A 13,904-nucleotide genomic window follows, 5' to 3' on the forward strand; every position below is an offset into this window, starting at 1 on the left:
ATGCCCGCGGCGCGGCCGGTTTCGCCGACAGCATCGTGTGTCTTGCAGGTCACACGCCGGCTCCTGCCGGCGTTTTTAGCGGAGGGAGCGAAAATGGCGACTGGTCTCTTCTCAAGTTCGAGCACGAGGAAGCACAACGGCGGATCCGGCGAGACGTCGATCCAGGACCAACTCGACGAAATCCGCAACGACGTCGGAAAACTCGTGGCCTTGCTGGCGGATCGCGGCCTCGCCGCATCCGAGGAGGCGAAGGCGAGGGCGCAAGGCGCCCGTGCCAGAGCGGCAACAGACCTCGAGGACCTGCTGGCAAGCGGAGAACAGATGCTCTCCGAACTGCGCGGCCGCTATGCGGGTACCGAAAGACAGCTTCGCACGGTCGTGCGCGAACACCCGGTCGCAACGCTCGGCACCGCGGCGGCAATCGGACTGATCGCGGCCGCTCTCCTGCGCAGGTAACCAGGCGATCACGATATATCCAGGCGAAATCTCGAAGAGGCGCCCGGAATCCGGACCGGAAAGGATGCCTTTCCGGTCCCCATTGCGATGAGGAGCAATTTACATGGGGACACTGGGGGCCGTCTTGTCCGCCCTGCTCGCGGCCGATCTGAGTGCCACCGTAGCACGCTACAGGCGCAACGCGATCCTGTGGGCGATCATCGCCGTTCTGCTCGGCAGCACCTATGTCTTCGTTCTCGTTGCCATTGCCCTGGCACTTGCCGAACACTATTCTCCGGTCATCGCCGCGGCAATAGTCGCGGCCGTGCTCTTTTTAAGTGCCCTTATCCTCATCCTTGTGCTGGTCGTTCTTCACGCTCGCGATCGCCGGCTGGCCGAGGAACGCCGGCGCCGCGCGTTGCTCCAGGCCAATGTCGGTCTGATTGCCGCCACAAGCGTCGCGCGCAGCCAGCCCTTGCTCGCACTGGCCGCCGCGATCGCAGTCGGCACCCTGCTCGGCCTTCGCACGGGCAGGCGGCGCGGAAAGCCTGAGCGCTAGCGCATCGGCCCGGAAATCGTATCCGATTTTCGGAAAGCTCGATGCGCAAACTCAAAGGATTGCAGCGACCTTTGCGCGCCTGAAAGACGCGCGGAGTGTAGGTCGACAGGCCTAAGAAACATCGTCAAAGCGGCAGATGTATCAGCGCCGTGACGCCGGCCGACATGTATTCGACCTTCACCGAGCTGCCGATGATCTTGTCCAGGCTGCGCTCGATCAGGAGCGAGCCGAAGCCGCGCCGCCGCGGCTCCCGGACAGGCGGCCCGCCGACCTCGGTCCAGGTCAGGTGCAGGACGGCACTATCCTCCTCGACGACGCTGCGCGCGGTGAGCACGATTTTGCCCTTCGGTGCCGAGAGCGAACCGTACTTCACCGCATTGGTCGCCAACTCGTGCAGCACAAGACCGAGCCCCACGGCCTGGTCCGGTCCGAGGAGGATCTCGTCCTTGTGCAGTTCGACCTGTTCCGCATAGTCGCTGACATAGGGCCGCAACTGCTTCGAGATCAGCTCAGAAAGTCGGATCGTGCCCCATTCATGATCCGACAGAAGCCCATGCGCTTCGGAGATCGCCTGCAGCCTGCCGGCAAAGGCCATCATGAATTCGGCCGGGTCGCTGGTCTGGCGCAGTGTCTGACGCGCCAGCGATTGCAGCATCGCAAGCGTATTCTTGACCCGATGGTTCAATTCCTTGAGCAGAAGCCTGGTCCGCTGGACGGCCACCTGCTGCTCGGAGACATCGATCGTCATGCCTAGAAAGGTGAGCGGTGCGCCCTTGCCGTCGCGGTCGTGCACGCGGCCGCGGCCGAGCAGCCAGCGCTCGTTTGCCCGGATCCGAAACATGCCGTCATATTCCTCGTCTGCGGCCATTGCCGCGCGAAGCTTCGAGAAGGTTGCGGCACGGTCATCCGGATGTATGGCGGAAAAGACCACCTTGGCGCTCAGCGACCGCTCCGACGGCAGCCCGAACATGCGCGTCATGGCACCATCGCCCGCGACCGTCCCCGCACGAATATCCCAGAGCCAGCTGCCGACATTCGCGGCTTCGAGCGCCATGGCGAGACGCTGCTCCTGACGCAGAAGCGCCGCTTCATTGAGCGAATGCCGATGCGCCTTGTCCTTGACCTTCAACAACGTCGCCGCGACTTCGGCAATCCGCCGCAACTCCTCGACCTGTTTTGCCGAGACGCCGTTGTGCGGGACGACGTCGAGGACGCACACGGTCCCGACGGCCTGCCCCTCGAGCATGATTGGAACGCCGGCATAGAACCGCAGGGAGGGCGCCTCGGCGACCCTGCGCCAGTGGCGGAAAACCGCATGCTTCGAGGCATCGAGCACGAGGAAAACCTCGCGTGTTTCCTGCGCAATCGTGTGCACACAGAACGATTCCTCCACGCGCACACGCGTGTCCGGCGTTCCGACGGCGGCTTTGGACCATTGCCAATCCTGACCAATGAGCGTGACGTGAGCGATCGGTGCCTCGAAGATGCCGGACGCCAGCCTCGCCAGCGCGTCGAAGTCACCGTCCGGCTGGGCCATGTCCGGCACGGCGGCATATAACGCGCCGAGTCGATCCTGCGAGCCGAGCACTCGAGCAAGCGTCGGAAGCATCGCTGTTACCTCATGCACTCGATCCGAGCTCCCATAGGCCTCCTCCAGCAGGGCGAGGCGCCATCGCGAAAATGCCTGCAGCGCCGCGGATCTTAACAGACCTGCAAAGGTCGCTGCAGCATTTTGAGTTGCTGCATGTCTTTGAACCGAGATTGATTTAACGAGACATGCAGTAGGGTGTATCGACTGAAATCACAGCGCCTGCTCTTCGAATTCGATATTCCGTGAGGACAAGAGATTGCAGGTTCCCGTGCACGGCGGCAAGCTTTGCCTCGACCATGCTGCCGCAGGACACAGGCCGCGTCGAGCGAACCGGCAAAGCGCCTGGCTGTCACGAAACGAAGGCACGGGACGTTATGGGAGCCGAAGTCTCATCCGGCCCGTAGTCGTTTTCACCCTGAACCTGAAGGATCTCCTGAAGGCGCTGGCGGGCGCGGTTGACGCGGCTCTTGATGGTGCCGAGCGCGCAGCCGCAGATCGTCGCTGCCTCCTCGTAGGAAAACCCGGAAGCCCCGACAAGGATGATCGCTTCCCGTTGATCCGGCGGCAATTGGTCGAGCGCCCTGCGGAAATCCTGCAGGTCGAGGGAGCCATATTGTTCCGGATGATGTGCCAGCGTCTCGGTCAAATGGCCGTCGCTGTCCTGAACCTCGCGCCCACGCTTGCGCATCTGGCTATAGAGCTCGTTGCGCAGGATCGTGAAGAGCCACGCCTTCATGTTGGTGCCGATCTGGAAATGGTCCTGCTTGGCCCACGCCTTCATGATCGTGTCCTGCACCAGATCGTCGGCCCGGTCGTGGCGTCCGATCAAAGACATGGCGAAAGCCCGCAAGCTCGGCAGGGCAGCAAGCATCTCGCGCTTGAACTCTTGGTTTTCGGATGGCATCCGGCGCCTACTCCTTGCCTTGCCGCACGGTTCTTTGCTCGGCAGCTTCCAGCCTCTCCAAAAGCTCGAGAAAGCGCGCCGGTATCGCCTCCTCCTGCACGGACTGGTAGAGCGCCTTCAGCTTCGTCGCGATCTGCGCGTTCGGATCGTCGCTTTTAGGGTTCGCCCCCATCGGCCTCCCTGCCCCTGAAGTATATCTCATTTTTAACGGTCGCCCTTGTTTGAACGCGCATTCTTGCCCGCGCATGTCGCCGCGGAGAAAAATGCCTGCTCATTAACGCCACAAAAATTTGAAATGTTCCCGTACGGAACCTTTTTTTCGACGGCACGTTTCCGCAGCGGAACAAATCAAAAATGAATAATGAATGGATCGAGGGAGTCCTGCATGACACTGTCCACCCGCATCGCTCCGTTTCTTCCCTATCTGCGTCGCTATTCCCGCGCTCTCACCGGATCTCAGACCTCGGGCGACGCCTATGTCGCAGCCGTTCTCGAGGCGCTGATCGCGGACCAGGCGATTTTCCCCGACTCGAGCAATGACAAGGTAGGGCTGTTTCGCCTCTTCACGTCCTTGTTCGGCTCGTCCTCGATGCTGGTCCCGGAACCGGCATCGCCGTTTGCCTGGGAACAGCAGGCATCCGTCAATCTCGCCGCCGTCACCCCGCTCGCCCGCCAGGCCTTCCTGCTCGTTTCGGTCGAAGGTTTCAACGCGCGCGAGGCCGCGGAGGTGCTCGATATCGGCGCCGAAAAGCTCGCCTCTCTGCTGGAACGCGCCTCGGCGGAAATATCCCGCCAGGTTGCGACCGATATCATGATCATCGAGGACGAGCCGCTGATCGCGATCGATATCGAGCAGATGATGGAAAGCCTCGGTCACCGTGTCACCGGAATCGCAAGGACCAGGGACGAGGCTGTCGCCCTCTTCCATTCGACGAAACCCAGCATGGTGCTCGCCGATATCCAGCTTGCCGATGGCAGCTCGGGCATCGATGCCGTCAACGAGATCCTGAAGACGAACGCCATCCCGGTGATCTTCATCACCGCTTTCCCGGAACGACTGCTGACCGGCGAGAGACCCGAGCCAACCTTCCTGGTTACCAAGCCCTTCAATCCGGAAATGGTCAAGGCGCTGATCAGCCAGGCACTGTTCTTCAACGAATCGACGAAAGCTGCGGCCTGATCCGCACCCATACCCGTCATTCCTGCGCATCGCGGGAATGGCCTGTCGCCGCATCGCGCTACAGCGGCCTCCCAGGGGGCCAGAAATCGTCAGGTCTCCACATGCAAAACAGCCAGTGCCGAGGGAAGGCACTGGCTGAGCTAATGCAACTCACTGAGGGGGATCGTGAGTTGGCAACCGGCGGTATGCCTCCGACGTCACATTGGGGGCCATGTGCGTCACCGCTCGGCTATGGCCAAAAACGCGCCAAGAAAAAAAAGGTTCCGCCGGGGCAGAAAATCTTTGAGCCGCGCGTGCGGCTAGCGGATCGCTTCCAGTTCGGCGCGATGGCGGTGGAGGGCAAGAAGGCGCCTATAGTCCCGGTCGTAGAAGCTGCGCAGCGTCGAATCCGGAAGCCGCTCCTTGCCCGCCGAGGCCATGGCGCCCCCCGCGGCAGGCAAGTCCGTATAGAGCTCCCCCGCGACGGCTGCCGCCATCGCCGTGCCGAGCAGCACGGCGTCAGGCGTTTCCGGCGCGACTACCCGGCATCCGGTGACGTCGCAATAGAGTTCCATCAACAGCGGGTTGCGTACATGGCCGCCGGTGACGTGCAGCGTGTCGAGATCGTAACCGGCCTTTTTCATCATTTCGAGGATGTGGCGGATCCCGAGTGCGATCGCGACGCAGGTCCGCCAATAGAGACGGCACAGCGCGTCGAAGGACGAATCGAGCGCCAGCCCGCTGATGACGCCGAGCGCGTGCGGGTTGGCCAGCGGGGAGCGGTTGCCGTGAAAATCCGGCAGCACATGGAGACGATCGGCGAAATCGGCGCCGTGCAGCTCGCGCAATTGCTGCACGCGCTCGATGATGCTGCTGTGCGTGTCGGGCGAAGGCTGGCGCCCGCCACCATGCAGGCGAACAACATAGTCGAGCAGCGCTCCCGTTGCCGACTGCCCGCCCTCAATCAGCCAGAAGCCCGGCAGCACTGCCTCGAAATAGGGTCCCCACATGCCGAAGCCGGGCTTCATTTCCTTGGAGAAGGCAACGATGCAGCTCGACGTGCCGGCGATCAGCGCCAGCTGCCTTTCGAGTTTTGCCGGATCGCCGGCAAAGCCTCCGAGCACGCCGAGGGCGCCGGCATAGGCATCGATCAGCCCCGGCGCCACCCGGCATTCGGTGTCGAGTCCAAGCGCCGCCGCCGCGCTCGCCGTCAGCTTTCCGACGGCGCCTCCGACCGGCAATGTCTCTTCCGGCAGTCCACCGCGCTCGAGCAGGTCGGCAAGGCCGATCCGCTCGAGATAGTCCTGCTGCCAGCCGCGTTTCCGATGCGCAAGATAGTTCCATTTCGCCGTCAGCGTGCAACGCGAGCGAGCGGTGCTTCCGCTCGCCCGCCACGACATGAAATCGGCCAGGTCAAAGAAATAGCCCGCCTTCGCCCACTGCAGCGGCAGGTTACGCTTCAGCCACATCAGCTTCGGCATTTCCATCTCCGGCGAAAGGACGCCGCCGGAATGATCGAGCACCGGATGCTTGGTGGCGGTGCAAAGATCGGCCTCGTCCAAGGCCCGGTGGTCGAGCCAGACGATGGTGTCCCAGCGCCCCTCGCCTTCGCGATTGACCGACAGCGGCGCGCCCTCGCGATCGCGCACCACCAGCGAACAGGTCGCGTCGAAACCGATCGCCGCGACGCTTTCGGCGCTGACACCCGCTTCCTCACGGGCCGAACGCACCGCCGCGCACGCGGCCGCCCAGATGTCTTCGGAATCATGCTCGGCGTGGTTCTCCGCCGGCTGGTTCATGGCGATTGGCCGGTCGGAGCGCGCCAGAAGCTTTCCCCTCCGGTCGAATAGGCCGGCACGGGCGCTGCCGGTTCCGATATCGACCGCAACGACGTATTCCCGCATCGATGGATTCCCCGTCCCGAGATATGCAAGTGCCGCCGGTCTCTACAGCGCCGCGCGTCTTATCGGACGCGCAAAGATCGCTGTAGCACTTTCAGTGACCGCATGTGTGTTAATCGAGGTCGATTTAACGGCACATGCAGTTGGTGTAGGCGTTCGGTTCGTTCCGATCATTGTCGGACAAACTGTATCAATTCGCCCATGTCGTCAAACAACACATCGGGATCGAGACTGGCGAGCGCCCGCCGGTGTCGCTCGTTGCGCGCGTGGCTGGCGCCCGCAAAGGCGAAGACGCGCATTCCCGCGGCCTTTGCCGCCTCAATTCCGGCTGGGCTGTCCTCGATGACGATGCAATCGGCCGACCTGTAACCCATCTCGGCGCTCGCATACAGGAAGAGGTCGGGAGCCGGCTTGCCGTGTGTCACCATGCTCGCACTGAAAATATGCGGCTCGAAGAGATCGATGAGGCCGGTCACCGTCAGTGAAAGGCGGATGCGTTCCGGTTGGCTCGACGAGGCGACGCAGCATGCGCCGCCGAGCTGCGCAGCGGCTTCGCGGACGCCGCGGATCGGTTTCAATTCCTGACGAAAGCGGGCGTAAAGCCGCATCCGCATTCCTTCGAGGAAGACGTCGTCCGCTGCAAGCCCGTACTCCGCGTGCAGGATCGCCGACATGCTCTTGAGGCTGCGTCCGAGGAAGCGTTCGCTCGCCTCTTCGATCGTCATGGAAACTCCCGCGGCCTGGAGCGACTCGACCAGGACAGCGAGCGAGATCGGCTCGCTGTCCACAAGCACGCCGTCACAGTCGAAAATGACCAGTCCGGACGCGTGCACCGCCATTGCCTATTCCCTAAGTTCGCCATCCGAATAGAGCTGGAGTGTGGCGCGGGTACCCTTTTCCGAGAGTGTTTTCAAGGCATGTGCGAAGCGGCGGCGGAAGATATCGGACTGCGCGACTTCGCCGAATATGTCGGAAAGCGCGAGGAACGCCGCAGGCTCGTCCTTTGCCGCGAGCGCTGCGGCATGCAGCCGGTCGGCGTTTGCGTCGTTGAAGACGATGTCCTTGCCGCTCTCGGATTTGCCTGCGAAATAGTGGCACCAGAGCGCGGAGACCAGCGACAGCCCGACCACATCCTCGCCGCGGCTCAGCCGGTCGGCTGTCGATGGCAGGATGAATTTCGGCTGGCGGTTGGAGCCGTCCTGAGCCAGGCGGGCAATCGTATCGCCGATCTTCGGGTTTGAGAACCGCTTCTCGATGAGTCTGTAGTAGTCCTTCAGGTCCGTGTCCGGAACCGGTGGGATCACCGGGATGATCTCCTCATGCTCGAGCTTTGCCAGGAAGCCGCGGATCAGCGGCTCCTCCATGGCCTCGTGAACGAAATGAATGTCGAACAATGCCGCCGGATAGGCGATCGCCGCATGACCGCCATTGAGGATGCGGATCTTCATATGCTCGTAGGGCGCCACGTCGGAAACGAATTGCACACCGACCTCTTCCAGCGCCGGACGGCCCTGGGGAAAGTTATCTTCGAGCACCCACTGTTTGAACTCCTCGCAGAAGACCGGCCAGGCATCGTCGATACCGTAATCCGATGCGACGATGCCGATCTCGCGAGCGCCGGTCGCCGGCGTAATACGGTCTACCATGCCGTTCGGAAAGGCGACATTCGCGTCGATCCAGTCGGCGAAGCCCGGGTCGGAGAGGCGCGCGAGACCGGAAACGGCGGCATGCGTCACCTCGCCATTGCCCGGGATATTGTCGCAGGACATGATGGTGAACGGCGGCATTCCCTTTGCCCGCCGCTCGGCAAGGCCCGCCAGAATGAGACCGAAGACAGTCTTCGGTGACGACGGATTGCGTGCATCCTCGACCATCGCCGGATGCTCAGGATTGAAGACCCCGGACGCCGGATCGATGAAATAGCCCCCCTCGGTGATCGTCAGCGACACGATATGGATGAAGGGACTTGCCAGTTGGGCGACGATGGCCGGCGTATCGCCGAGCTTCAGATAGGCGATCATCGCGCCGGTCACCCGAGCCGCCGTGCGGTTGTTATCCTGCTCGACGACGGTCGTCAGGAAATCCTGCGCTTCGAGTTTGGCGCGGATGATCTCGTCCGAGGGCAAGACGCCCGCCCCGATGATCGCCCAATCGCGGTCGCGCCCCAGATTGAAGAGATCGTCGAGGTAGACGGCCTGGTGAGCGCGATGGAAATTGCCTACGCCGAAATGCAAGATTCCGGCCCTGAGATCATGCCGGCCATACCCGGGCACGCCGGCTTTGGCCTTGATCGCGTCGAGCGTGGCAAGCGAGAGTTTGGTCGTCATCCTGTCGTTCCTTTCGAGAACCCGGCCTCAGCTCATCCAGTTGCCGCCGTCGACGTTATAGGTTTGGGCCACGACATAGTCGCTTTCCGATGAAGCGAGGAAGATCGCCATTCCGCTCAAATCCTCGGCAGTGCCCATGCGGCCATAAGGCACGGCCTCACCGACGAGCCGCTTCTTCTCACCGAGAGGCCGGTTCTCATATTTGGCAAACAGCGCATCGACCCCGTCCCAGTGCTCGCCCTCGACCACGCCGGGGGCGATCGCGTTCACATTGATCCGATGCTTGATGAGATCGAGGCCTGCGGACTGGGTGAGGCTGATGACGGCCGCCTTGGTGGCACAGTAGACAGCGACCAACGCTTCGCCGCGCCGGCCGGCCTGGCTCGCCATGTTGATGATCTTGCCGCCCCGCCCCTGCGCGATCATCTGTCTTGCCGCCGCCTGCAGTGTGAAGAGCGTGCCGGCGACGTTGATCGAAAACAGTCTCTCATAGCTTTCGCGCGTGATCTCGACGATTGGAGCGAGGTCGAAGAGAGCGGCGTTGTTCACGAGGATGTCGAGCCCGCCGGCCTGCTGCACGGTCGCGGCGATAGCCGCATCGATCGACCCCTGTCGGGTGACGTCCATTTCGACTGCGTAGGCCGCCGACCCGATTTCCGCGGCGGTCTCCCTCGCACGTTCCATATCGATGTCGGCGATCGCGACCGTCGCGCCCTCGCGTATATAGGCTTCCGCGAACGAGCGGCCGATGCCCCGCGCCGAGCCGGTGATGAGCGCATTCTTGCCGTCGAGACGTTTCATCGGATTGCCATTCCCTTCTCGTCGAACCTGTGCACGCGCTGGGTATCCGGCGTCAGGAACACCTGATCGCCATGAGTCACGGGGAAGTCGCCGCTGACGCGCGCCGTCATCGTGTCGATGCCGTCGGCTTTCACATGCAGGAAGGTGTCGGAGCCGAGATGTTCGGCGACGCCGACGGTGCCGCGCCATGTCCCGTGGTCCTTCGAGAGCACGAGATGTTCGGGGCGGATGCCGATCGTGTGGGCCTGGTAGGCCGCAGCCGGCGCTCCCGAGACGAAGTTCATCTTCGGCGAGCCGATAAACCCCGCGACGAAGAGATTGTCCGGCCGGTGATAGAGCTCCAGCGGCGAGCCCACCTGCTCGATACGGCCGCGATTGAGCACGACGATCTTGTCGGCCATCGTCATCGCTTCGACCTGGTCATGGGTGACATAGATCATCGTCGTCTTCAGCTGCTGGTGGAGCTGGCTGATCTCGAGCCGCATATTGACCCGCAGTGCCGCGTCGAGATTCGACAGCGGTTCGTCGAAGAGGAAGGCGTCCGGCTGGCGGACGATCGCCCGTCCGATTGCAACGCGCTGGCGCTGACCGCCGGAAAGCTGGCGGGGCTTGCGCTCGAGATAGTCGGTCAGGTTCAGGACACGTGCCGCATCCTGAACCTTCCTGTCGATCACCGACTTGTCCTCGCCCGCCATCTTCAGCGGGAAGGCGATGTTGCCGCGCACGCTCATATGCGGGTAGAGCGCATAGGACTGGAACACCATCGACAAACCGCGTTTGGCCGGCGGCAGCTCGGTCGCGTTCTTGCCATCGATGACGACTTCGCCGCCGCTGACGTCTTCCAGCCCGGCAATCAGCCTCAGAAGCGTGGACTTGCCGCAACCGGAGGGGCCGACGAAGACGACGAACTCGCCGTCATTGATATCCAGATCGATCGACGGGATCACGGCGTGGGCGCCGAAGACCTTCGAAACGTTCTTCAGTGTAATGCTTCCCATTGTCGTTTCCTTATTTGACCGCGCCGAAGGTGAGGCCCCGCACCAGTTGCTTCTGCGAGAACCAGCCGAGGATGAGGATGGGGGCGATCGCCATCGTCGAGGCCGCCGACAGCTTCGCGTAGAAGAGGCCCTCGGGGCTCGAATAGGAGGCGATGAAGGCGGTCAGCGGCGCGGCACGTGCCGCGCTGAGATTGAGCGTCCAAAACGCCTCGTTCCAGGCGAGAATGATGTTGAGCAGGAAGGTCGAGGCGATGCCGGGGATCGCCATCGGCGTCAGGACATAGATAATCTCCTTGGCAAGCGATGCGCCGTCCATACGCGCCGCCTCGAGGATCTCGCCGGGGATTTCCTTGAAATAAGTGTAGAGCATCCAGATGATGATCGGCAGGTTGATCAGCATCAGCACCAGGACCAGACCGACGCGGGTATCAAGCAACCCCGTATTGCGGAACATGAGATAGAGCGGCACCAGCACGCCGACCGGCGGCATCATCTTGGTGGAGAGCATCCACATCAGCACGTCCTTCGTGCGTTTCGTCGGCGCAAAGGCCATCGCCCAAGCGGACGGAACGGCAATCACCAGGCCGAGCAGCGTCGATCCGAAGGAAATGACGACCGAATTCATGAAGTGCTTGAAGTAGTCGGACCGGCTCTGCACCTCGAAATAGTTTTCCACCGTCCAATCGAAGAACAGAAAGGCGGGCGGCGAGGCGATCGCCTGGGCTTCCGTCTTGAAACTCGTGAGGAACGTCCAGAGGATCGGGAAGAAGATGAGGATGCCGATGGTCCAGGCCGCGGCGGTCGTCAGCAGCTTGCGCCGGGTCGAAACATTGCGTGCCATTTGATCAAGCCTCCAGCGTCTTGCCGATCATGCGCATCAGGAAGATTGCGACGATATTCGCGAGGATGACGGCGATGATGCCGCCGGCGGATGCACCACCGACATCGAACTGCAGCAACGCCTGCGCGTAGACCAGGAAGGTGAGATTGGTGCTCTGCGTGCCGGGGCCGCCATTGGTGGTGACGAGGATCTCCGCAAAAACGGACAAGAGAAAGATCGTCTGGATCAGGATCACCACGGTGATCGCGCGCGAAAGGTGCGGCAGCACGAGATAGATGAAGCGGCTCCAGGCGCCGGCGCCGTCCATTTGGGCTGCCTCCTTCTGCTCCTCGTCGAGCGACTGCAGCGCCGTCAGGAGGATGAGCGTCGCAAACGGCAGCCATTGCCAGGCGACGATGAGGATAATGGAGAAAAGCGGCGCATTGGCGAGGAAGTCGAAGGGCTGCAGGCCGACGAGCTTGGCGAGCCAGGCAAAAAGCCCGTTCACCGGATTCATGAACATGTTCTTCCAGACGAGCGCCGCAACGGTCGGCATGATCAAGAAGGGGGCGATGACCAGGATGCGCACGATGCCCTGCCCGAACATCGGCTGGTCGAGCAAAAGCGCGAGCGCGATGCCTCCGGCGACAGTAATGAACAGCACGCCGAGGACGATGGCGAGCGTGTTGAAGATTGCCTGGAAAAAGGCGGGATCCGTGAGGAAGTAGGTATAGTTGGAAAGGCCCGCAAACTCCTCCATTCCCGGCATCAGCAGATTGTAGCGGAGCAGCGAGAAATAGATCGTCATCGACAGCGGAATGATCATCCAGGCCAGAAGCAGGAGCACCGAAGGTGCGATCATCAGCCGCGCGGCAGAGCGGGTGTGCAAGGTCGCCATCGCATTCCCCATGAGGTGTCGGCGCTGTTGCGGAGCATGCGGGTCGCATGTGGAACGCGCCTGTCGCCGTTTTGAAAAGGCAGAGCGGAACGCGGATCGGGAAGGTTCGCCTTTTCCTCGTTCCGCTCCGGAGTTTGCCGGGGCGCCGGCCGGTTCCGGCCAGCACCCCGACCCTTGGGAGCTTACTTGATGTAGCCGGCGCGAGTCATTTCGCGCGTCGTCAGTTGCTGCGCATTGGCAAGCGCCTGGTCGACGCTGACCTGCCCGGCGAGGGCTGCGGAGAACTGCTGGCCGACTGCCGTGCCGATGCCCTGGAATTCCGGGATGGCCACGAATTGAACGCCGACATAGGGCACGGGCTTCACTGTCGGGTTTTTCGGATCCGCCGAATTGATGGATTCCAGCGTCATAGCCGCAAATGGCGCAGCCTTCTGGTATTCCGGATTCTCATACAGAGACTTGCGGGTACCCGGAGGGACGTTGGCCCAGCCTTCCTTCTCCGCCACGAGTTTCAGGTAGTCCTTGCCGGTCGCCCAGGCGATGAACTTCTGGGCGGCGTCCGCCTTCTGCGAACCTGCCGGAATGGCAAGGCTCCAGGCCCACAGCCAGTTGCCGCGCTTGCCGAGCCCGGTATCCGGGGCCAGTGCAAAGCCCACCTTGTCGGCAACCGTGGATTCGTCGGGATTGGTCACGAAGGAGGCGGCGACGGTCGCGTCGATCCACATGCCACATTTCCCCGTCTGGAACAGCGATAGATTTTCGTTGAAGCCGTTGGACGAGGCGCCGGGCGGGCCGGCATCGTTCATCAGCTTGACGTAGAAGTCGAGAGCGTTCTTCCATTCCGGCTGATCGAACTGCGGCTGCCAGTTCTCGTCGAACCAGCGCGCGCCGAAGGAATTGGCGGTGGCCGTGAGGAAAGCCATGTTCTCGCCCCAGCCGGCCTTGCCACGCAGGCAGATGCCGTAGATCTCATTGCCCTTGTCGGTGATCTTTCGGGCCGCATCGGCGATGAACTCCCAGGTCGGCGCATCGGGCATGGTGAGCCCCGCCTTCTCGAACAGGTCCTTGCGGTACATGACCATCGAGCTCTCGCCGTAGAACGGTGCGGCGTAGAGCTTGCCGTCGACCGTCAGGCCGCTGCGGATCGCCGGCAAAAGGTCGTCGACATCATAGTCGGAGCCGAGATTGTCGAGCGGCAGAAGCCAGTCCTGCTTGGCCCAGATCGGCACTTCATAGGTCCCGATCGTCATGACGTCGTACTGACCGCCCTTCGTCGCGATGTCCGTGGTAACGCGCTGACGCAGCACGTTCTCCTCGAGCGTCACCCACTCGAGATCGATGTCCGGATTTTTCGACGTGAAATCGTCTGCCAGCTTCTGCATCCGAATCATGTCGCCATTGTTCACCGTCGCAATAGTCAGGGTCTCGGCCTGGGCCAAACCCGCCATAACGACCGCCGAGCACGTGCCCAGCAGGAATGTTCTCAAATTCATCGATTTCCTCCCAGAAGA

The 13,904-nt window shown here is 62.3% G+C and carries 14 protein-coding genes; 3 read left to right on the forward strand and 11 right to left on the reverse strand.

Features of this window, described 5'->3' with window-relative positions:
• Positions 1–93: 93 nt before the first annotated feature.
• Both AC4P1R_RS11635 and AC4P1R_RS11640 read left to right on the forward strand, forming a co-directional pair.
• A complete protein-coding gene (locus AC4P1R_RS11635; protein ID WP_492176977.1) occupies positions 94–456 on the forward strand; it encodes a hypothetical protein in 363 nt (120 codons plus the stop codon).
• A gap of 103 nt (positions 457–559) precedes the next feature.
• Complete coding sequence (locus tag AC4P1R_RS11640; protein WP_492176978.1) at positions 560–994, forward strand: phage holin family protein; 435 nt, start codon at positions 560–562, stop codon at positions 992–994.
• 124 nt (positions 995–1,118) lie between these two features.
• On the opposite strand, the gene AC4P1R_RS11645 is transcribed toward AC4P1R_RS11640, so the two are convergent.
• The 3 genes from AC4P1R_RS11645 to AC4P1R_RS11655 form a co-directional block, all read right to left on the reverse strand.
• Positions 1,119–2,621, reverse strand: a complete 1,503-nt coding sequence (locus AC4P1R_RS11645; protein WP_492176979.1) for a sensor histidine kinase — start codon at positions 2,619–2,621, stop codon at positions 1,119–1,121.
• Between the two features lie 313 nt (positions 2,622–2,934).
• Positions 2,935–3,489, reverse strand: coding sequence for an RNA polymerase sigma factor (locus AC4P1R_RS11650; RefSeq protein ID WP_069458131.1), 555 nt, complete (start codon positions 3,487–3,489; stop codon positions 2,935–2,937).
• Between the two features lie 7 nt (positions 3,490–3,496).
• Positions 3,497–3,691, reverse strand: coding sequence for a NepR family anti-sigma factor (locus tag AC4P1R_RS11655; protein ID WP_069458214.1), 195 nt, complete (start codon positions 3,689–3,691; stop codon positions 3,497–3,499).
• 183 nt (positions 3,692–3,874) lie between these two features.
• Here AC4P1R_RS11655 and AC4P1R_RS11660 point away from each other — a divergent pair, with 183 nt between their 5' ends.
• Positions 3,875–4,669, forward strand: coding sequence for a response regulator (locus tag AC4P1R_RS11660; protein WP_492176980.1), 795 nt, complete (start codon positions 3,875–3,877; stop codon positions 4,667–4,669).
• Positions 4,670–4,968: 299 nt separating this feature from the next.
• Here AC4P1R_RS11660 and AC4P1R_RS11665 read toward each other — a convergent pair whose 3' ends face one another.
• From AC4P1R_RS11665 to AC4P1R_RS11700, 8 genes are all read right to left on the reverse strand, one after another.
• Complete coding sequence (locus AC4P1R_RS11665) at positions 4,969–6,552, reverse strand: FGGY-family carbohydrate kinase (protein ID WP_492176981.1); 1,584 nt, start codon at positions 6,550–6,552, stop codon at positions 4,969–4,971.
• Between the two features lie 167 nt (positions 6,553–6,719).
• Positions 6,720–7,388, reverse strand: a complete 669-nt coding sequence (locus tag AC4P1R_RS11670) for an HAD family hydrolase (RefSeq protein WP_492176982.1) — start codon at positions 7,386–7,388, stop codon at positions 6,720–6,722.
• 3 nt (positions 7,389–7,391) lie between these two features.
• Entirely contained in the window at positions 7,392–8,876 is a 1,485-nt protein-coding gene (locus AC4P1R_RS11675) for a mannitol dehydrogenase family protein (RefSeq protein WP_492176983.1), read from the reverse strand.
• 27 nt (positions 8,877–8,903) lie between these two features.
• Entirely contained in the window at positions 8,904–9,677 is a 774-nt protein-coding gene (locus AC4P1R_RS11680) for an L-iditol 2-dehydrogenase (protein WP_069458136.1), read from the reverse strand.
• Positions 9,674–10,675, reverse strand: coding sequence for an ABC transporter ATP-binding protein (locus AC4P1R_RS11685; protein ID WP_069458137.1), 1,002 nt, complete (start codon positions 10,673–10,675; stop codon positions 9,674–9,676). Before AC4P1R_RS11685 ends, AC4P1R_RS11680 begins: the two co-directional genes overlap by 4 nt.
• 10 nt (positions 10,676–10,685) lie before the next feature.
• Positions 10,686–11,516 (reverse strand): carbohydrate ABC transporter permease, encoded by an 831-nt coding sequence (locus tag AC4P1R_RS11690; protein ID WP_069458138.1) that lies wholly within the window; start codon positions 11,514–11,516, stop codon positions 10,686–10,688.
• 4 nt (positions 11,517–11,520) lie between these two features.
• Positions 11,521–12,393: a carbohydrate ABC transporter permease gene (locus tag AC4P1R_RS11695; RefSeq protein WP_069458139.1), complete on the reverse strand. Its 873-nt coding sequence runs from the start codon at positions 12,391–12,393 to the stop codon at positions 11,521–11,523.
• A gap of 182 nt (positions 12,394–12,575) precedes the next feature.
• Complete coding sequence (locus tag AC4P1R_RS11700; RefSeq protein ID WP_492176984.1) at positions 12,576–13,886, reverse strand: ABC transporter substrate-binding protein; 1,311 nt, start codon at positions 13,884–13,886, stop codon at positions 12,576–12,578.
• Positions 13,887–13,904 lie beyond the last annotated feature (18 nt).

Source organism: Sinorhizobium sp. Y406 (assembly GCF_058732025.1).